Source organism: Frigidibacter sp. RF13 (assembly GCF_026626305.1).
Classification (GTDB): Bacteria; Pseudomonadota; Alphaproteobacteria; order Rhodobacterales; family Rhodobacteraceae; genus TMP-24.
Genome location: NZ_JAPNUE010000008.1, coordinates 46122 through 66089, shown reverse-complemented (window position 1 = coordinate 66089; position 19968 = coordinate 46122). Strand labels below are relative to the sequence as shown.

At 64.1% G+C, this 19968-nt stretch carries 17 protein-coding genes; 12 read left to right on the top strand and 5 right to left on the bottom strand.

Translation table 11 applies throughout. The features are described 5' to 3' along the window. Positions 1 to 93: 93 nt before the first annotated feature. From OU426_RS14640 to OU426_RS14585, 12 genes are read left to right on the top strand one after another with little or no spacing between them, the layout of a single operon-like run. Positions 94 to 1446, top strand: a complete 1353-nt coding sequence (locus tag OU426_RS14640) for an aspartate aminotransferase family protein (RefSeq protein WP_267634782.1) — start codon at positions 94 to 96, stop codon at positions 1444 to 1446. Continuing rightward, positions 1443 to 3059 (top strand): phytoene desaturase family protein, encoded by a 1617-nt coding sequence (locus OU426_RS14635; RefSeq protein ID WP_267634781.1) that lies wholly within the window; start codon positions 1443 to 1445, stop codon positions 3057 to 3059. Before OU426_RS14640 ends, OU426_RS14635 begins: the two co-directional genes overlap by 4 nt. Next, positions 3046 to 4605, top strand: coding sequence for a phytoene desaturase family protein (locus OU426_RS14630; protein WP_267634780.1), 1560 nt, complete (start codon positions 3046 to 3048; stop codon positions 4603 to 4605). Before OU426_RS14635 ends, OU426_RS14630 begins: the two co-directional genes overlap by 14 nt. Then, positions 4602 to 5810, top strand: coding sequence for an aminomethyl transferase family protein (locus OU426_RS14625; RefSeq protein WP_267634779.1), 1209 nt, complete (start codon positions 4602 to 4604; stop codon positions 5808 to 5810). The genes OU426_RS14630 and OU426_RS14625 overlap by 4 nt, the downstream gene beginning before the upstream one ends. Before the next feature lie 8 nt (positions 5811 to 5818). Further along, positions 5819 to 6958, top strand: a complete 1140-nt coding sequence (locus OU426_RS14620) for an aromatic ring-hydroxylating oxygenase subunit alpha (protein ID WP_267634778.1) — start codon at positions 5819 to 5821, stop codon at positions 6956 to 6958. Then, the gene (locus OU426_RS14615) at positions 6955 to 8178 is read left to right on the top strand and encodes an aromatic ring-hydroxylating oxygenase subunit alpha (protein ID WP_267634777.1); all 1224 of its coding nucleotides are present in this window, start codon (positions 6955 to 6957) and stop codon (positions 8176 to 8178) included. Before OU426_RS14620 ends, OU426_RS14615 begins: the two co-directional genes overlap by 4 nt. A gap of 53 nt (positions 8179 to 8231) precedes the next feature. Next, on the top strand, positions 8232 to 9335 hold the full coding sequence (locus tag OU426_RS14610; RefSeq protein WP_267634776.1) for a polyamine ABC transporter substrate-binding protein: 1104 nt from the start codon (positions 8232 to 8234) through the stop codon (positions 9333 to 9335). Between the two features lie 15 nt (positions 9336 to 9350). Continuing rightward, on the top strand, positions 9351 to 10490 hold the full coding sequence (locus tag OU426_RS14605; RefSeq protein ID WP_267634775.1) for an ABC transporter ATP-binding protein: 1140 nt from the start codon (positions 9351 to 9353) through the stop codon (positions 10488 to 10490). An 8-nt stretch (positions 10491 to 10498) separates the two neighbouring features. Then, positions 10499 to 11464: an ABC transporter permease gene (locus tag OU426_RS14600; RefSeq protein WP_267634774.1), complete on the top strand. Its 966-nt coding sequence runs from the start codon at positions 10499 to 10501 to the stop codon at positions 11462 to 11464. Next, entirely contained in the window at positions 11461 to 12312 is an 852-nt protein-coding gene (locus OU426_RS14595) for an ABC transporter permease subunit (RefSeq protein ID WP_267634773.1), read from the top strand. Before OU426_RS14600 ends, OU426_RS14595 begins: the two co-directional genes overlap by 4 nt. Positions 12313 to 12316: 4 nt before the next feature. After that, positions 12317 to 13210, top strand: coding sequence for a dimethylsulfonioproprionate lyase family protein (locus tag OU426_RS14590; protein ID WP_267634772.1), 894 nt, complete (start codon positions 12317 to 12319; stop codon positions 13208 to 13210). 24 nt (positions 13211 to 13234) lie between these two features. Continuing rightward, positions 13235 to 14020 (top strand): methyltransferase domain-containing protein, encoded by a 786-nt coding sequence (locus OU426_RS14585; protein ID WP_267634771.1) that lies wholly within the window; start codon positions 13235 to 13237, stop codon positions 14018 to 14020. A gap of 10 nt (positions 14021 to 14030) precedes the next feature. Here OU426_RS14585 and OU426_RS14580 read toward each other — a convergent pair whose 3' ends face one another. From OU426_RS14580 to OU426_RS14560, 5 genes are all read right to left on the bottom strand, one after another. Continuing rightward, positions 14031 to 15128, bottom strand: a complete 1098-nt coding sequence (locus tag OU426_RS14580) for a flagellar basal body P-ring protein FlgI (RefSeq protein ID WP_267634770.1) — start codon at positions 15126 to 15128, stop codon at positions 14031 to 14033. After that, complete coding sequence (locus tag OU426_RS14575) at positions 15125 to 16141, bottom strand: flagellin (RefSeq protein ID WP_267634769.1); 1017 nt, start codon at positions 16139 to 16141, stop codon at positions 15125 to 15127. The genes OU426_RS14580 and OU426_RS14575 overlap by 4 nt, the downstream gene beginning before the upstream one ends. 3 nt (positions 16142 to 16144) lie before the next feature. Next, entirely contained in the window at positions 16145 to 17599 is a 1455-nt protein-coding gene (gene flgK, locus OU426_RS14570) for a flagellar hook-associated protein FlgK (protein ID WP_267634768.1), read from the bottom strand. A gap of 43 nt (positions 17600 to 17642) precedes the next feature. Next, positions 17643 to 18950: a flagellar hook protein FlgE gene (locus OU426_RS14565; RefSeq protein ID WP_267634767.1), complete on the bottom strand. Its 1308-nt coding sequence runs from the start codon at positions 18948 to 18950 to the stop codon at positions 17643 to 17645. 111 nt (positions 18951 to 19061) lie between these two features. Continuing rightward, complete coding sequence (locus tag OU426_RS14560) at positions 19062 to 19913, bottom strand: flagellar motor protein MotB (protein ID WP_267634766.1); 852 nt, start codon at positions 19911 to 19913, stop codon at positions 19062 to 19064. Positions 19914 to 19968 lie beyond the last annotated feature (55 nt).

Sequence of the window (19968 nt, the reverse complement as noted above, 5' to 3'; positions counted from 1 at the left end):
GAATCTTCCTAGATTTGATCACGAAACCAGGATGGGCTGGCGCGCCGGTCGGACTGCGCCGCCCTCCGGTCGACAGCATCAGAGGACTTTTCCATGCGAGCGCTTCCGAGCCGCACCCTTACCAAATCCAACGCCCAGTTTCAGCGCGCGGTCAAGAAACTGCCCCTGGGTGTCTCCTCCACCTTCCGCTACTGGGGCGACGACCGCACCATCTATGTCAGCCACGGCAAGGGCGGCCGCACCTGGGACATCGACGGCAACGCCTATGTCGATTACCGCCTCGGCTACGGTCCGGCGATCCTCGGTTACGCCGACGACCGCGTCGATGCCGCCGCCCGCAAGGGGATGGAGGTCGGCGGGGTCTTTGCGCTTTCCACCGAAAAGGAACTGGTGGTCGCCGAACGCATCTCGAAGATGGTGCCCGCGGCCGAGCTTGTGCGTTTTTCGAACTCCGGCACCGAGGCGGTGATGGCCGCCCTGCGGCTGGCCCGCGCCCACACCGGCCGCGAAAGCTATCTTCTGGTCGAGGGCGGCTACCACGGCCTCTTCGACGCCGCCATGTGGATGTCGAACATGGACGAATGGGATCTCGGCTCGAACGAGGATCCCGAACTGGTGCCCTACGGCAAGGGTATCCCGCCCACGGTGAAGAAGCTCGCCCACATCACGCCGATGAACGATTTCCAGCGGCTCGAGGACATGTTCAAGCGGCACGGCGACAAGCTGGCCGCGATGCTGATCGAACCCATTCAGGGCAACTGCTGCTCGATCATGGCGTCCCCCGACTATGTCAAACTTGCCCGCGCGCTTTGCACCAAGTACGGCGTGATGCTGATCATCGACGAGGTGAAATCCGGCTTCCGCGTCGGCAAGGGCGGCATCCAGGGCCTCATGGGCGTGACCCCCGACATCACCACCTTCGCCAAGGCCGTCGCGAACGGCTACCCGATCTCGATCGTTGCGGGCCGCGAAGAGGTGATGCGCACCTTCAAATACGGCGGCGCGTCGCACGGCGGCACCTATACCGCCCATTCGGTCTCGCTTGCCGCCGCCGAGGAAACGCTCCGCATCCTCGACGAAACGCCCGCGCTTGAAACCCTTGCGAACTACGGCGAACGGCTGAAATCGGGCATTTCCGAAATCCTCGACGCCCGCAAGATCACCCACAGCTACACGGGCCACCCCTCGATGTTCGGCCTCTTCTTTGCCGAGGTTCCGCCCGACAACTACCGCGCCTGGAAGACGTCGGATTATTCCTTCTACGACCAGATGGCCTACTACCTGCACGACCTCGGCGTGATCTGCGAACCCGACAGCCGCGAACCCTGGTTCATGTGCGAAGCGCACGGGCTTGACGAAACTTGCCTGACCGACACGCTGAAGGCGGTCGAGACCGCCGTCGACCTCACGCTGGAATATTTCGAAGAGGAAGCGAAACGCGCATGATCTACGATGCGGTGATCGTGGGGGCGGGGCACAACGGGCTGACTGCAGCCTGCTACCTCGCCCGCGCCGGCCTCAAGGTGATGGTCGTCGAAAAGAACGACTGGGTCGGCGGTGCGGCGGTCAGCCGCGAGCTTTACCCGGGCTTCACCTATTCGAATTGCTCCTATGTCTCGTCGCTCTTCCGACCCGAGATCATGCGCGACCTCGAATTGCCGAAGCATGGGTTGCAGGTCCTGCCCTACGAAGGCGGCGCGGTCTTCATGGAAGGCGGTGACTACCTCGGCATGCACCGCGACCATGACGCCAACCGGCGCGAGATCGCGCGGCATTCCAAGCGCGACGCCGAGGCCTATGACCGTTACGCTCGCGACGTGCTGCGCCACTGCCGCTTCATCCGCCCGATGCTTTTGCGCACCGCGCCCGACCCGTCCAGCTTCCGCCCGCGCGACCTTTCGGAACTCGCTTGGCTCGGCAAGCAGATTTTTGGCCTGTCGGAAATGGCGATGTATGACATGATCCGCTTCTGGACCATGTCGATCGCCGACTACCTCGACGAATATTTCGAACATCCGACGGTGAAAGCCTATCAGGCCGTCGCCTCGATCATCGGCACCGCCCTTGGTCCGATGTCGCCGGGCACGGCCTATGTCCTTCTTCATCACGCGATGGGCGATGTCGACGGCAATGTCGGCGCCTGGGGTTTTGCCCGCGGCGGCATGGGCTCGATCACCAAGGCGCTGACCGCGTCCCTGAAAGCAGCAGGCGGCGAGGTGCGCACCGGGTCAGGTGTCGAGAAGATACTGGTGAAGAACGGCCGCGCTTACGGCGTTGTGCTTGAAAACGGCGATGAGGTCCTTGGGAAACGTGTTGTCTCGAACATGGACGTCAAGCGCACCTTCCTGAAACATGTCGACGAGGCCGACCTGCCGGGCGCGTTCGTGAAGCGGGTGAAGGCGTTCAAAATCCGCGGCTCATCGGGCAAGCTGAACATCGCGCTCGACCGCGCACCGAAGTTCACCGCGCTGCCCGAAGGATCGCCCTATGTAAAGGGCGACATGCATTTCACTGATTCCATCGAAAAGATGGAACGCGCGTACGACGACTGGAAGGCCGGCCATTACAGCCAGGACCCGTTCCAGGACATGATGATCCCGACGATGATCGACCCGACGATGACCCCGCCGGGCAAGCATTTCATGTCCTGCTTCGTCCAGTATGCGTCCCCGAAGATCGAGGGCCGCGACTGGACCGACGAAGACCGCGACGGGTTTGCCAAGACCTGTCTGGACCAGATCGAGAAATACGCGCCGGGCTTCAAGGATTCGATCCTGCATTACGAGGTCCGCACCCCGCGCGAGCTGGAAAAAGAGGTCGGCCTGACCGAGGGCAACATCTTCCAGGGCGAACTGACCTTCGACCAGTTGCTCTTCAACCGTCCGGTTCCCGGCTGCGCGCAATACCGCAGCCCGATCCAGGACCTGTGGATCTGCGGATCCTCGACCCATCCCGGCGGCGGCGTCATGGGCGCCCCGGGCCGCAACGCTGCCTCGGAAATCCTGCGTGACATCAAACAGCCCAAGAAAGACATGAGCGAAGCCTATGCCGTCCTATGATGTGATCGTGATCGGCGGCGGCACCAACGGGCTTGCCGCCGCCCACCGGCTGCAAAAGTCGGGCCGCAAGGTGCTGGTGCTGGAATCCGCCGCCACGCCCGGCGGCGCCGCTGTCGGCCATGAATTCGCGCCCGGCTTCCGGGCGCCGGGCCTTGCCCATATCGCCAACATGATCGACCCGCGCGTCGCCTCGGGCATGGCGCTTGACCGGCAGGGGCTGAGCTATGTCGCCGCGAACCTGACCTCGACCGCCGTCAGCGCGACCGGCGACCATCTGGTCTTGGAAGGCGCGGCGGGCGCGGTCCTGAAGGGCAATATCTCGGACGCAGACCGCAAGGCCTGGGCCGATCTTCGCCGCCAGCTTCTGACCTTTGCGGGCGCGCTCGCGCCTTTCAAGGCGATGACGGCACCGCGCGTCGCGAAGGGTGTCGGCAACGAATATATGCGGCTTGCGAAGCTCGGCCTCGGCGTCCGGATGATGGGCAAGGACGACTTCCGCGAATTCCTGCGGATGATCCTCATCAACGTCTATGACGTGCTGAACGACGAACTGACCGACAGCCGTCTGAAAGGGCTTCTGGCCTTTGATGCGACGCTTGGCACCTGGCTCGGCCCGCGCTCGCCCAATTCGCTGATCCAGCTATTGAACCGTTTCGCGGGCGAGGCCGCGGGGAACCGCGCCGCCATCGCCTTGCCGAAGGGCGGCATGGGCTCGGTCGCCGCGGCGATGGCCCGCGCCGCGACCGAGGCGGGCGTCACGATCCGCACCGGCGCGCGCGTCGAGGCACTGATCGTCGAAGAGGACCGGACAACGGGCGTCCGGCTGGACGGCGGCGAGGAACTGCGCGCGCCGACCGTCATCTCGGCCATCAGTCCCAAGACCACCTTCCTGAACCTTGTGGGCGCCCGGCATCTTGATACCGGCATGATGAACCGCATCCGCCACATGAAGTCGCGCGGCGGGGCGGCGAAGCTGCATCTGGCACTGAAGGCCGCGCCCGATTTCCGGGGCGCAGACCTGAAGTCGCGCCTTGTGATCGCGCCGTCGGAAGAGGCGGTGGAACTCGCCTTCAACGCGGTCAAGTATGGCGAGGTGCCGGACCGGCCGGTGATGGAAATCGTCCTGCCCTCGGCGCACGAGCCGGGCTTTGCGCCGGACGGCAAGCACGTCGTCTCGGCCATCGTCCAGTTTGCGCCGCACGCGCCGAAGGGCGACCCGGATGGAATACGTTTGGAATACGTTCGGAATACGCTTGGAATGCTCGAAGAACACGCCCCCGGCATCGGCGATCTGATCGAACATGCCGAGATGATGATGCCCTACGACATCGAGGCGCGCTACGGCATGGTGGGCGGCAACTGGCACCATGGGGAACTGAGCGTGGAACAGATGCTGTTCCTGCGCCCGATCGCCGGAATAGCGCAGTATCAAACGCCGCTCGCGGGTCTCTGGCTCGCCAGCGCGGGCACCCATCCCGGCGGCGGCATCTCAGGCGCTTCGGGCTGGAACGCCGCCGAGCGGATCATCAAGGAGGCGCGGGCATGAGGATGGAGAAGCTGACCGACCCCCGGCTGCACTACCTGACGCCGCTCCGCCAGACGCCATTCCATCCGCGGACGGCGGCGGCAAACCGCATGAATTCCTGGGGGCCGTGGGGCGGCTATACGACCGCGCTCGTCTTCGACGACGAGGCGATGGAATATACCGCGATCCGCAATGCGGCCTCGGTCTATGACCTCTGTCCGATGGTCAAGTACCGGGTCCGGGGCCGCGAGGCACTGGCCTATCTGAACCGGCTGACGGTGCGCGATGTCGGCAAGCTTTCCGTGGGCGGGGTCCAGTACACGATCTGGTGCGACGACGCCGGCAAGATCATCGACGACGGCACCCTGTTCCGGTTGGGCGAGGACGAATATCGCATCTGCTGCCAGGAACGGCACCTGCCCTGGCTTCTCGATTCAGCCTTCGGTTTCGATGTCGAGATTGAAGAGGTCACCGAAGAGATTGCCGCCCTGTCGTTGCAAGGCCCTTGCACCGCGATGGTGTTGCGGGCGGCGGGCTTCGACGTCGCGGGCCTGAAGCCCTTCCGGATGGCGACCTTCCCCTTCGACGGGGGGGAGCTGATGATCTCGCGCACCGGCTTCACCGGCGATCTGGGCTATGAGCTTTGGACGACGCCCGACCATGCGTTGCCGCTTTGGGACCTGCTATTTGACGCCGGCGCCCCCTGGGGCATCCGGCCAATCGGGTCGAATGCGCTCAACATGGCGCGGGTCGAGGCGGGGTTCATCATCACCAACCTCGACTTCGTGCCCGTCCATCAGGCGGTCCGCGAGGACCGTGTGCGTTCGCCCTTCGAGATGGGTCTCGACTGGCTGATTTCCTGGGACAAGGGCCATTTCACCGGCCGCAGGGCGCTCAAGGCCGAAGGTGAGAAGGGCTCGGAATGGGCCTTTGTCGGGCTGGATATCGAAGGCAATGTCTCGGCCGAACATTCGCTGATCTATCACGACAAAAAGCACGAGGTCGGCCATATCACCGGCGCCGTCTGGTCGCCGACCTGCAAGCGCAACATCGCGCTCGCCCATCTGAAACGGCCCTACCATGCCGACAAGAACGGCAATCTGTGGGTCGAAGTCTATGCGATGCGCGAGCTGCAATATGTCAAACTGATGCTGAAGGCGACCGTCTGCCAACGGCCCTTCTTCAAACCCGCCCGCCGCACGGCAACCCCGCCGGGGGCCTTCTGAGAACCGCCATGAGCCTGCACCATCATCCCCAGTCCCCGATCCTGGATCACTGCCCCGAGACGCTGCCGGCAGAGGCCTATCATGATCCGGGCTGGTATGCGCTGGAACAGCGCACGATCTGGGCGCGGACCTGGGTGGCGGCCGGACGGCTGAGCGACCTCAAGCCGGGAACGATGAAGCGGCTGACGGTCGGCGCGGCGAGCGTGATCCTGTGCCGCACGCCGGATGGGGGACTGTCGGCCTTCCACAACGTCTGCCGCCACCGGGGGGCGGAACTGTGCAGCCACGACACCCAACCGATGGGCAAACTTGTCACCTGCAAATACCACGCATTCGCCTACGCCGCGAAGGACGGGCGGCTGGTGGCCACCGGTCACGCCCACCCGACAGACGACTTCCGCAAGGAAGATCACGGGCTGATGAAGGTTGCGGTGAAGGTCTGGGCAGGCTTCGTCTTCGTGAACCTGAGCGAAGCGCCGGGCGAGATCGAACCCGACATGGGCCTAGCCTATCTGGACAACTGGCCGATGGACAGCCTGGTGACCGGGCACCGGATGGTGAAGGACCTGGCCTGCAACTGGAAGGTCTTCTGGGAAAATTACAACGAATGCCTGCATTGCCCGGGCGTTCACCCCGAACTGTGCGATATGGTGCCGATCTATGGCACGGGCATTATGGGCCGGAACGAGGCGCCGGATTGGACGCCGGACGAGGCGCCGCAGCCGATGCTGAAGGAAGGCGCCGCGACCTGGACGGCCTCAGGCGCGCCCTGTGGCCCGGAATTTCCGAACCTCTCGCCGGTCGAACGCCAGAACGGCTATAATTTCGTCACCGTCTATCCGGCGATGTTTGTCGTGGCCCATGTCGACTATGTCCGCGCTGTTTATCTGGAACCCACGGGCCCCGAGACCACACGCCTGACCGCCGAATGGTATTTTCCGCAGGAAACGCTGGACCAGCCGGGCTTTGACGCGGCCGAGGTCGCGGCCTTTGCCAAGATCGTCATGGCACAGGATTGCGAGGTGGCCGAACTCAATCAGCGTGGCCTCCGCTCGCCCGCCTACCAGCACGGGACACTGATGCCCGAGGAATATGCGATCCACGATTTCCACAAATGGATTCTACGCAACATGGAGGAAGCGGTTTGAGCGAACTCGCCCCCGGCACGATGGCTATTCCGAACGGATGGGACCGGCGCGGTCTTCCAGGCTGGACCTATCATTCCCAGGCGCTTTTCGATCTGGAGCGAACTGAGCTGTTCCTGACCCATTGGCAGGTCGCGGGCCATGTGAACGACGTGCCGTCGCCCGGCGACTGGATATCTTTTGACCTGCTGGGCGAACGCGCGGTGATCATGCGCGGCCGCGACGGCGTGGTGCGGGCCTTCCACAACCTCTGCCGCCATCGCGGCGCGCGCGTGGTGGATGGCGCATCCGGGCATTGCAAGGGCGCAATGGTCTGCCTCTTCCACGGCTGGGTCTATAACCTCGATGGCACGCTGCGCGGTGCGGCGCGGCCTGAAAGCTTCGGCGACATGGACCGCACGCAATTCGGGCTGAAGCCGGTCGAGATGGAAATCTGGCACGGCTTCATCTTCCTGCGTTTTCACCCCGGATCACAGCCGTCGGTCGCCGACTGGCTCGCGCCTTATGAGGTCGATTTCGCGGCCTACCGCGCCGAGGAGCTCTTGCCCGCGGACGCGGCCATTTGGGACAGTGAACTGCCGGTCAACTGGAAGTCGGTGCGCGACGTCGACAACGAGGGCTATCATGTGCCGATGGCCCATCCGGCGCTGCAAGACCTCTACGGCCGCAGCTATGTCGACCGCGTGCATCCCGGAAACCTCGTCAGTTCCTACGCAGAATTCGGCGATCAGCCCGGGCGGCTCTGGTCGGTCAAGGCCTATGTCGGTCTTGCACCGGAGCAGGACTGGCTACCGGAAAGGCTGCGAAAGGCCTGGACCTACTACGGGCTATTTCCGAATGCGGTTATCGCCTTCACGCCCGAGGGCGCGCAATTCTATCAGGACATCCCCCTCAGCCCCGGCAAGACACGGTTGACCGGGCGGATGTACCGCCGTGCCGACGAGACGCGCGAGATGCGGATCGCGCGCTACCTCGCCTATCGGATCGACCGCGAAACTTCGAAGGAAGATCAACAGCTTGCGATCTGGTCGAACGAATCGATGAAATCGACGGCATTCGAGAATTTCCACCTCTCGGACCTCGAATATGGTGTCCGGGTCTATCACGACGGATTCCGCCGAATCCTTCCGGTGACCCGCCTGCCGGACCCGCCCGCCGAAGACCAGCTCGCCAATATCAACGAGAATTTGCTTCTAACCACGCACGAATCGCAGTCAAACTAGACCAACCAAAGCCGCGTTCGTCATGGCGCGGCGCAAAACCAACGGGGATGACCATGATCAGACTGAACCGCCGTCAGACTTTCGCCGCCCTTGGTGCAACGCTCGCCATGCCCTACGTCCGGCCCTCCTGGGCCCAGGCCGGAACGGTCAATGTCTATAACTGGTCCGACTATATCGGCGAGACGACACTTGAGGATTTCGAAGCCGCGACCGGCATCGGGGTCGTCTATGACACCTATTCCTCGGCCGAAGAGGCACAGGCCAAGATGATGGCCGGCTCGACCGGCTACGATGTTGTGGACCATGCCGGCCTCGACATGCCGCGCGCGATCGCGGCCGGAATCTACCAGCAGCTCGACAAGTCGAAACTGCCGAACTGGAAGAACCTCGACCCGGCGATCCTGAAGATCCTCGCGGGCTGGGACGAGGGCAACCTGCATGCCATGCCCTATATGTGGGGCTCGGTCGGCATCACCTACAATCTCGACATGGTGAAGGAACGGCTGCCGGACGCCGATCTGGAAAGCATGGACACGATCTTCAAGCCCGAGAATGCCGAGAAGCTTGCCGATTGCGGCATCTCGATCCTCGACAGCCCGACCGACATCATGCTGATGGTGCTGACCTATCTCGGGCTCGACGGCAACACGACCGATCTGGCCGACTATGACAAGGTGGTCGAGGCGTTCAAGCCGATCCGGCCCTACATCCGCACTTTCGACAATGCGAACTATCTGAACGCCATCCCGAACGGTGAACTCTGCGCAATCAACAACTGGTCGGGCGACTATAGCGTCGCGACCTCGCGCGCGGCGGAAGCCGGGATCGAGATGAACCTCGCCTATTTCGTGCCGAAGTCGGGCGCGCCGATCTGGGTCGATTGCATGGCCATCCCCTCGGATGCGCCAAATACCGAGAATGCCTACAAGTTCCTCGATTTCCTGATGCAGCCCGAGGTGATCGCGGCCTGCACCAACTATACCGGTTATGCCAACGCCAACCTGCCCGCGCTCGAATTCGTGGAGGATTGGGTGAAGGACGACCCGGCGGTCTATCCCGACGAGACGGTGAAATCGCGGCTCTGGGCGCCGAAACCCTTCAGCGAGGAGCAGGACCGCGCCATCACGCGGGCCTGGGCGGCGATCAAGACGGGTTGAGGGGCGGCTGCGATCATGCAGGCAGCTGCGCAAGCGGAAACCGTCCGCGCAAGTGCCGTCGATCCGGCGCCCTTCATCCGGATCGACGGGGTTTCAAAGTATTTTGGCACGTTCCGCGCTGTCGAGAATGTGTCGCTTGAAATCCGGAAGGGCGAGATATTCGCCCTTCTTGGCGGATCAGGCTGCGGCAAGACTACGCTCCTGCGGATGCTCGCGGGGTTCGAGGAGCCGACCAAGGGCCGCATCTTCATCGACGGGCAGGACATGACCGGCGTGCCGGCCTATGACCGGCCGGTGAACATGATGTTCCAGAGCTACGCGCTGTTCCCGCATATGAGCGTGGAAAAGAACGTGGGCTACGGGCTGAAGCACGAACGCATGACCGATGCCCGGCGCAAGGAGCGTGTGCGCGAGATGCTGGAACTGGTGCAGCTTTCGCAGTTCGCCCATCGCAAGCCGCACCAGATTTCCGGCGGCCAGCGGCAGCGCGTGGCGCTGGCCCGCGCGCTGGCGCGGCAGCCGAAGCTTCTGCTCTTGGACGAACCGCTGGCCGCACTCGACAAGAAACTGCGCGAACATACCCAATTTGAGCTGATGGACATCCAGCACAAGACCGGCACGACTTTCATCGTCGTCACCCACGACCAGGAAGAGGCAATGATCCTGTCGGACCGGATGGCGGTGATGGACAAGGGCGAGGTCAAGCAGGTCGGATCGCCGACCGAGGTCTATGAATATCCGACCAATCGCTTTGTTGCGGGCTTCATCGGCTCGATCAATTTCGCCGAGGCGTCAGTGGTTTCGGTCGCGGGCGATCTGGCCCAGGTCGAGGTTCCGGCCTTTGGCGGGCGGATGAGCGCGCGTGCCGTGCCGGGGCTGGCGGCAGGACAGGCGCTGACGCTTGCCGTGCGCCCCGAGAAACTAACCATCAGCCGTGGCCGCCCCGATTTGCCCAATGCGGTGCAGGGGGTGGTCAGCGACGTGGGCTATTTCGGTAAGGATTCGCTTTACAAGGTGCGCTTGCCGTCCGGTGCCGTCCTGACCGCCCATTCCGCCAACGCCCGCCGCGCCGCCGAGGCCGAACGTGTTGCCACCTGGGAGGACGACGTCTGGCTCAGCTTCGACCCGTCGGCCGCCATCCTTCTGACGGCGTGAGACAGACGATGACCGAGATTTCCGCCGCCAACACCGCACCGCCCAAGCCACGCACCGCGCGCCTCCGGCGTTGGTTCCACCGCCGGGGCTGGGCGGATCTTACGATCGCCACGCCCTATGTCTGGTTGACGATCTTCTTCCTCCTGCCGTTCATGATCGTCACTGCGATGAGCTTTGCCTCGCGCACCCCGACCTCGCCGCCCTTTTCCTTCGGGGTCGATGGCAGCTTCCTCAATTTCGAGAATTTCGCCCGGCTCTTGGAAGACGACCTCTATCGCCGCGCCTTCCTGATCTCGATCCGGAACGCGGCGCTGGCGACGCTTCTGTGCCTCCTGATCGGCTATCCGATGGCACTCGGCCTCACGCGCGTATCGCGGTCGGCGCGCAATGTCCTTCTGATGTTGGTGATCCTGCCGTTCTGGACCTCGTTCCTGCTGCGCGTCTATGCCTGGATGGGGCTCATGGGCACCAACAGCTGGTTCAACCGGCTTCTGACCTCGATCTACAACGGCCTCGTGCCCGACGACTGGGCGATCCGGTCGATCCAGATGATGCACACCAATTTCGCGGTCGTGCTGGTCACGGTCTATTCCTATCTGCCCTTCATGATCCTGCCGCTCTACGCGAACCTCGAGAAACTTGACCTGACGCTTGACGAGGCCGCGATGGACCTCGGCTCTCGCCCCTTCCGGGTCTTTCTCGACGTGACCTTGCCGCTGTCGATCCCGGGGATCATTGCGGGCGCAATGCTGGTTTTCATCCCGGCCTGTGGCGAACTGATCATTCCTGGCCTTGTCGGAAACCCGTCGCAACCGATGATCGGGCGGGTAATCTCAGACGAATTCGCCTCGGCGCGCGACTGGCCGATGGCGTCGGCCGTGTCGGTGGCGCTGCTCTTCCTCATGGTCGGGCCGATGATGCTCTACACCCATTTCGAGGCGAAGGCGCAGGAGAAGAAGGCGATGGAGCCATGAACCGCCGCCCCGTCTTCCTGATGTCGGTCCTCGCCTTCGGCTTTGCCTTCTTCTACGTGCCGATCCTTTCGATGATCGTCTTCTCCTTCAACAACGCGCGTCTTGCGACGGTCTGGGGCGGCTTTTCGACGAAATGGTACGCGAAGCTTTTCGCGAACGATCAGGTGCTCGATGCCGCCTGGCTTTCGGTCAGGATCGCGTTGACGAGCGCGACTGTGGCGACGATCCTCGGCACGATGGCCGGGATCGCGCTTGCCCGCTTCAGGCGCTTTCGCGGACGCACCTTCTTTTCCGGTCTGGTGACGGCGCCGCTCATCATGCCCGAGGTCATCACCGGCATTTCGACTCTGATCTTCTTCATCCTCATCTCGAACCTGCTGGAGGCCGCTTTCGGCTGGAAGACCCAGCGCGGCTTCACCACGATCACGCTGGCCCATATCACCTTCTCGCTCACCTTCGTGACAGCCATCATCCAGTCGCGGCTGCGCGACGCCGACATCGCGGTCGAGGAGGCGGCGATGGATCTCGGCTCACGCCCCTGGCAGGTGATGAAGGACATCACCTTGCCCATCATCTCGCCAGCGATCCTGTCGGGCTGGCTCTTGGCCTTCACCATCTCGCTTGATGATGTGGTGATCACCAGCTTCACCACCGGCCCGGGATCGACGACCTTGCCGATCCTCATCTGGTCGAAGGTCAAGCTCGGCGTTACGCCAGACATCAACGCGCTCGCCACGATCACCGTCTGTGTCGTGGGCCTCGGCGTGATCATCGCAGGCATTCTCCTCAACCGGGCCGAGCGGCGGCGCGATCTCGATGCGCAGATGGCCTACCGGGCGAATGAGTGAGGCGATGAGCGACGCGGAGGAGGATCAGCGGCAGTTCCTGCATCTGACGGCTACACTGGGCGAGCCCGGGTCGGGCCGCCGCCGCTATGCAGCCGCAATGCATTTCAACCGGCGGGGCCTTCTGTCGGACGGGGCGCTGGAGGTCTACCGCATCTGTTCGGCGCGAGACGGTGAGGATCCGGGCGCGCTCCTGAAGGCGCGCGGGCTCCTGGGCGAGGTTCCGGTTCAAAGCCGTTCAGATGGCGCTTTGGCAATCCGTCGCCTGATCGCCGAGGCTGATCACTACCTCGCGGGTCTCGATGGCCCGGGCCTCGCGGAAGTGCGCCAAGGCCTAGCTCATTGGCGCGATTATGTGCCCCGCGCCCGACCGGGGCCCGCCAATAAGATCGTCGATCGTTGGCTGGCGCCGGCACTCGGTTCCCTGACGGCAGACTTTCCCGGCCTGTCGGCGGCGATTGCCGCTGCCGCGCCGCATCTCGATTGGATCACTTATGACCTCTACGACCCGGAACTGATCGGCGCGGACTTCATGCAAGGCCATGCCTTTGCCTCGCTGGTGGGCGAGGCGGCGCCGGTCAAGGCGGAGGACTGGGATATGGGTCTCTTCCTCATCGCACCGCATGTCCTTTACCGCGATCATAGGCACCGGGCGCCCGAACTCTACGCGCCGCTGACCGGCCCGCATGGCTGGCGCTTCGGGGTGGATCGCCCCTTGACGATCCTGCCCGCCCACCGACCGGTCTGGAACGAACCTTTCCGCCCGCATCTGACCAAGGTCGGGCCGGAGCCGTTCCTCTGTCTCTTCGTCTGGACGCGCGATGTGAACGACCCGGCCGAAGTTCTTGCCGCAAGCGACTGGCCGGAGCTTGAGGCGGTCAGGATCAAGGCGACCGAGTAGAGGCTGGAGAGGGGGGCGGAAACAATGGAAGCGGAAGGCGGCGAACTTTATCACGCGCGGATGATTGGCATGCTTGAGGCGATCTGGGGCGAAGGGTTCCTGTCGCCGGGCGGGCCTGCCGAGGTGGCGCGGGTGCTTGAAGGCGCAGATATCGCGGGTATGTCCGTCCTCGACATCGGTTGTGGGGCAGGGGGGATCGACCTTGCGCTCGTGCGTTCCCATGGGGCGGGTTATGTCACCGGCATCGACGTCGAGGACAGCGTTCTGGCCCGGGCCCGGTCGCTGGTCGCGGCGGCGGGGCTTCAGGGCCGGATCGGCTGCGTTAAGGTGGCGCCAGGGCCCTTGCCCTTTCCGCCCGGGACGTTCGATGTGGTCTTTTCCAAGGATTCCATCGTCCATATTCCCGACAAGCACGCCCTGATGCGCGAGGTTTTCCGAGTGCTTAAGCCCGGCGGCTGGTTCATGGCCTCCGACTGGCTGATCGGCCGCGAGGGGCCCCCGTCAGCGGAAATGGCCGCCTATATCGCCGCCGAAGGGCTCGATTTCGGCATGGCCTCGCCCGCGCGCTATCGCGAGGCGATGGCGGAGGCGGGTTTTACTGACATTTCGGTGAAAAGCCGTAACGACTGGTACAAGCAGGTGGCGCGGACCGAGCTTGCGCGTTTGCAGGGCGAGATGGGGGCAGAGGCGGCCCGAATCGTCGGTCAGGGCTTCGTCGACGAGAATATCGGCATCTGGTCGCGGATGATCCCGGTTCTGGACAGCGGCGAACATTGCCCCTCGCATCTGAGGGCACGCAAGCCGGGGTGAGGCGCCCTTTCTATTGCACCACAAACTCCGCATGTAGCGCACCCGCGGCATTGATGCTTTTCAATATGTCGATCATGTCGCGCGGCGAGACGCCAAGCGCGTTAAGTCCTGCGACAACCTCCGACAGCGAGGCCCCGTCCCGGATCTCCGCCATGCCAATCCCCGGCTCTTCGGTGATCGAAGCCGAGGTGCGCGGCACGACCACGGTTTCGCCTTCGGCGAACGGGTTGGGTTGCACCGCGTTCGGCTCTTCCTCCACCCGCAAGGTCAGGTTGCCCTGGCTGACCGCGACCCGGCTGATCCGCACGTCCTGGCCCATCACGATCGTGCCAGAGCGCTGGTCGATCACCACCCGAGCGCGCTGTTCGGGTTCGACCACGATATTTTCGATCTTGCCCAGCACATGGGCGGGCGAGCGGACGCCCGTCGCGGTGATCGACAGGGCAACGGTCCCCGGATCGGTCATCAGCGCGACCGGCTTGCGGAACTCCTTGTTGATTGCCTCTTCTATCCGCGCCGCCGTGGTAAAATCCGGCGTCCGCAGCGCCAGCCGCACCGTGTCGAGGCTGCGCAGGTCGAAGGCGATCTCGCGTTCCACGCGCGCGCCCGAGGGGATGGTGCCTGCCGTGGGCACGCCCTGTGTCACGCTCGCAGCGTCGCCCTGGGCCGAGACGCCACCCGCGATGATCGTGCCCTGCGCGACAGCATAGATTTCACCGTCGGCGGCGTTCAAAGGCGTCATCACCAAAGTTCCGCCGAGCAGGCTCTTCGCGTCGCCGATGGCCGAGACCGTAACATCAATCTGGCTGCCCGCCCGCGCGAACGGCGGTAATGTCGCCGTAACGAACACGGCCGCCACGTTCTTCGGCCGGAACGTCTCGCCGGTCACGTTCACGCCCAGCCGTTCGAGGAGGTTCGACATGATCTCTTCGGTAAAAGGCGCATTCCGGATGCCGTCGCCGGTGCCGTTAAGCCCCACGACAAGCCCGTAGCCCACCAGATCGTTGCCGCGCACCCCGTCGAATTCGACGAGATCCTTGATGCGGATCGGTCCTGCGGCGGCGCCTGCCGCCCAAAGTGCGATCAGGCAGGCCAATAGATATCTCATCTGAGGTAATCCGCGAGCGAAAGGCGCGACAGCCGCGCGGTGATGGCGTAAAGCGTCTCAAGCTGGGTCTGCACTGCCTGTAAGTCGTTCGCCGTCTCGTAAGGGTCGGCGGCGACGATGCGGTTGCGGGCAATCTCCAGCGCCGAGGTTTCGTTTTCGTTCTTCGTCGAGACCGTGGCGATCTGCGCCTCGACCGCGCCGAGGTTGGCGCGGAGCGTGGCAAGATCGGTGCCCGAGCCCATCAGCCTTTGCCCGGCGGTCTTCATCAGCACCCCCTGGCCCACCAGATCGCCCGGCAGCGCGCCTTCCTCGATGATGGCGGCAAGGGCGAGGCCCTTCAGCGTGCCGCGCAATGTATCGTCGGTCGCGGTCAGGGTAAGGCTCGCCTCTTCCCCCTCGCCGATCCGGAAAGGTTGCAGCGGCGTGGCGGCTCCGCCGTAGATCGTGTCGACATAGCCGCCACCGCCCGGCGGCGCGTCGAACCAGGCATCGACCGCGCCGATCACGCCGGTCGCGGTGACCTGGCCGGTAATGGCGATGGCAAGCTCGTCAAGGATGTCCTGTGCGCCGAGGATCGGTTTCTGGTCGGTTGCGGTGCCCGACAGGGCATAGCGGTCGCCGACGCGGAAATTGAGAGCGGAGACGGCCGAGAAAAGCTTTTGCCGCGCGTCATAGGCGGCGGTTGCGATATGGGTGGCGCCGCCGGTCGTGCCAGCCGAATTGAGCGAGGGCGCAAGATCGGTGGTGATCGTCTGCACCGTCTCCAATGCCGTCCGCAGGTTTTCGGTCAGCGTGCCAGCCTCGCGCGCCGCGGTGCGGAATGACGAGAGCACCGATAGGCTGTGTTCGAGCCCCGCGAGTACCTTGAAATCGCCGCCCACGGCCTTCGACAGGTCCTGCTGACGCCCGGAACTCATCTCATAAGTCAGCCGGCTCAGCGCCGTTTTCAGATCGGCATTCTGGCGGCGGAGCAGGAAGGCCTGTGCCATGTCGCCCTGGCTGATGCTGGTCATGGCTTAAAGTCCGATCAGTTTGTTGATGAGGTCATCGACGGTCTGGATCACACGGGCATTGGCCGAAAAGGCCTGCTCGATCAGGAGGAGGTTCTGCAGTTCGGCGTCGGTGTCGACGCCATCCTTCAGTTGCAGGTCGGTGAGGCTGGTCTGGCGCGCGGTCGTGTAGGCCTCGCGCGATTCCGCGTTCTGCCTGTTGCTTGCCACCTGCGACAGGACGTCGGTCGCGAGGCCTCCGGCCGAGCGGCCGGTGCCGATGAAGGGGCCCGAGGCGGGAATGCGTTGGGCAGTTAGCGCGTCGCGCAGGCTGTTGAGCAGCGTGGCATCGCCCACCTGCCCGGGCGTGGCGGCGCCAAGCCCGTCGCGCAAGTGCCAGAGCGCGCCTCCCAGGGCGGGATCAACCAGCGCATTGAGGCGGAGGCGTCCGGCAAGACCTTCCTCGATCAACGGGTCGAAGGGCAATCCTGCGTCGGTAAAAAGCCCAGGCTGGCCCGGTGTCAGCGTGGGATCGACCCCCGGTGCCTCGAACCGTTCCATCAGGTCGCGGGCCAGCGCGTCGATCTGCATCTGGATCTCGGGCGCGAGCTCGTCACGGACCGAGAACTGCGCGCCAAGCGCGCCGCCGCCAAGAACTCCGGTCGGGCCCGAGGGCACTGGCTGGCCGTTGATCGTCAGGCCCGACAGCGCGCCGGACGCGAGCGTCATGTCGGCGGTGATGACGCCAACCGGCGAAAAGCCGATGGTGGCGGGGTTGCCTTCCAGAAGGATCGCACCGCCGGTGGTGAAAAGCGCGATCTGGTCATGGTCGCGCGCGACCTCGCGCACCGGAACGATCTGCGAGATCCGGTCGACAAGGCCCTGCCGCTGGTCCATCAGCGCCGTCGCATCGCGCCCTGAGGCGCGAGTGGCGAGGATGTCGGCATTCAGCTCGTCTGTCTGGATCAGAAGCTTGTTCAGCTCGCCCACCTTGGTCGCGATCGCATCATCGGCGTCCATCCGTGCCTGTTGCAGCGTGCGGGTTAGGCCGTTGAACTTCGTCGCCAGATCGTTTGCGGCATCGACGACCTCCTGCAGCCGCGCCTGCGAATCCGGGCGGCTTGCTGCCTGCACAAGCGCCGCGTCGAACGCGGCGTAAAGCCCGCCGAGCGATCCGGAATCGCCGGGCTGGCCAAGCGCCTGTTCGGCCGCCGTCAGAAATGCAGTGCGTGTGCCCGCCGCCGCCACATCGGCATCGGCAAGGCGGCGGTCGGTCAGAAGCGTCTGGTTGAGCGAGCGGGTCACGCCGTCGATCCAGACGCCCGCGCCCTGGCCGCCGAGCGAGAGCGCCGAGAGGTTCAGCTCGCGCCGCGCATAACCGGGCGTCCGCGCGTTCGAGATGTTCTGTGATACGACATCAGCGCCGCGCGAGGCGGCGTTGAGACCGGAGAGGGCATTCGCAAGCGTTGTCGTCAGGCCCATTTTAAGCCTTTCCGCGCGGGGTCAGCCCCGCCCTGGTTCAGGGTCAGCGTTTGATGTTGGTGGTTTCCTGCAGCATCTCGTCGACGGTCTGGATCACCTTGGCATTCGAGGAATAGGCGCGCTGGGTCTGGATGAGCGCGGTCAGTTCCGCGGCCACGTCGGTCGCAGAGCCCTCGCGCGCATAGCCCTGGATCGGCCCGGTCGGCCCGTCGCCCGCATTCCACAGGAAGAAGGAACCGGAATCGGGCGAGACCTGGAAAGTCTGGTTGTTGAGCGAGATGAGCCCGTTGGGGTTCGGCACATCCACCACCGGGATTTGATAGATGCGGCGGGTAAAGCCCGTGTCATAGGTCGCGGTGATATAGCCGTTGTCATCGACCTCGACGGCGGTGAGGTTGCCCACAGGGGAGCCATCCTTGGTGATCGAGGTCGGCGCGAAACTGTCTGAAAGCTGCGTCAGCCCGTTTGCGTCGCCGAGGGCGCCGATGTGCATGGTGATCGGGCCGCCTGCGACGGTCAGGTCGAGATTGCCGGTCGTGGCGTTATAGGTACCGCCCGCATTCACCGTGACCGAAGCCAACGTGCCGCCGTTGGCGCGGGTGCTGTCAAACACCAGAGTATAGTCCCCAATGACAGCGCCCCCTTGAGCGGAATCACGGATGACCATCGTCCATGTATTCGACGAGCCGGTCGCCGGGATCGTAGGTGTGAAGGAAATGTCGAGCGTTTCGGACGTGCCGAGATTGCCGAAATATTCGATGGAGAGCGGCAATGTGCTGCCGGAGCGCCCCGTCTCGGTCTCGGTCGCCGGCAGGTTCAGGCCGAGGTTCATGGCCGTGGTCGGGTCGCCCGCCGTCTGGTTGGCGTTGATCACCACCGGCTGCAATCCGGCGATCGTGTCGCGCGGCAGGATCGGGATCGAGCCATCCGCATTGGCGGGCCAGCCGAGAAGTACAAGGCCCGATTCCGTCCGCAGGATTCCGTCGGCATCCGGGCGGAAGGCGCCGGTCGTCGTCATCATCAATGGCCGTTCGCCGGTGGTGGCGTTCAGCGACACAGCCGTCGTCACTGGCAGCATGCCGCGCCCTGCTACAGCGATATCAAGCGCATTGCCGGTTCCGACGAGTGGCCCGTGTTCATCGATCAGGCGCGAGGTCGAGGCGCGCACGCCGCCGGCCGAGTAGACACCGGAACCGCGCGCCTGGTTGATCACGAAACTCTCGAAATCGGTCGAGACGCGCTTGTAGCCGTAGGTGCCTGAGTTGGCGATATTGTCGGAAATGGTTGCAAGCCGGGTCGCGTTCGCGCTGAGCCCGGCCACCCCTGCATTGAGGGAGGAAGAGATGGACATCGGTTCGCCGCCTTTCTGCTGCTCAGTCCGTCGATTGGCGGCCAAGTTGCAGCACGGCGGCTTAACATCGCCCTAACGGTTAAAATCCTCAGCGCTTTATCGCGCCTTCGCCTATTTGCCTTTGCGCAGGAGGATGATTTCCAACCGGCTGTTGCGGATGGCGAGCGGGTTCTTCAGCGCGGGCCTGCGGTCGGCGAAGCCGGTCACCCGCTGGATGCGGGCGGGCGGAAAACCCGTCGCCTCGATCAGCTTGCGCATCTGCATGGCCCGTTCGGCTGAAAGATCCCAGGCGGGGTTGTTTTTCAGGACCGCAGGCTGGGCACGGATATGGCCGTTGATCGCGACCTGATTGGTCACTAGGCCGAAGACACGGTTCAGAACGCCCGCAAGCTCGGTCACGATGGGGCGGGGGATGGCGGTGCCCTCTTCGAACAGGGGATCGTTCTCGACATCGAAGAACTCGATGATCAGGCCTTCGTCGGTGAGGCGCGTGGTGATGTGGCGCATGACCTCGTCGCTGACCATGCTTTCGCCGCCGATCCCCATCAAGGCCTCTTCGATCTTGCGGACCTCCTCATCGAACTTGCCTTTGTCGGGCGGGTCCTCGAGCGTCTCTGTCCCGGTCTGGCCGAGCGCCTGATCCTCGGTCGTGGGCTTCAGGCTTGAGGCGCCGGTGCCGTTCTGGGCGATCTGATCCTCGGAAAAGACGCTCTCGCCACCGAACGATCCATCGCCGCCGCCCGAGATGCGCGAAAGCGGGATCGTCGGGCTGAAATAGTCCGCGATGCCTTTCCTCTGCTTTTCGGTCGTCGCGTTCAGCAGCCACATCAACATGAAGAAGGCCATCATCGCGGTCACGAAGTCCGCGTAAGCGACTTTCCAGGCGCCGCCATGATGCCCGTCTCCGCCGCTGACCTTCTTGCGTTTGATGATGACCGGCGCGGCATTCGACTGCCTGGCCATTCCACCACCCTGATCTTTCACCCGGGAACCGTCCTAGCAGAGGCGGCTTAACGGA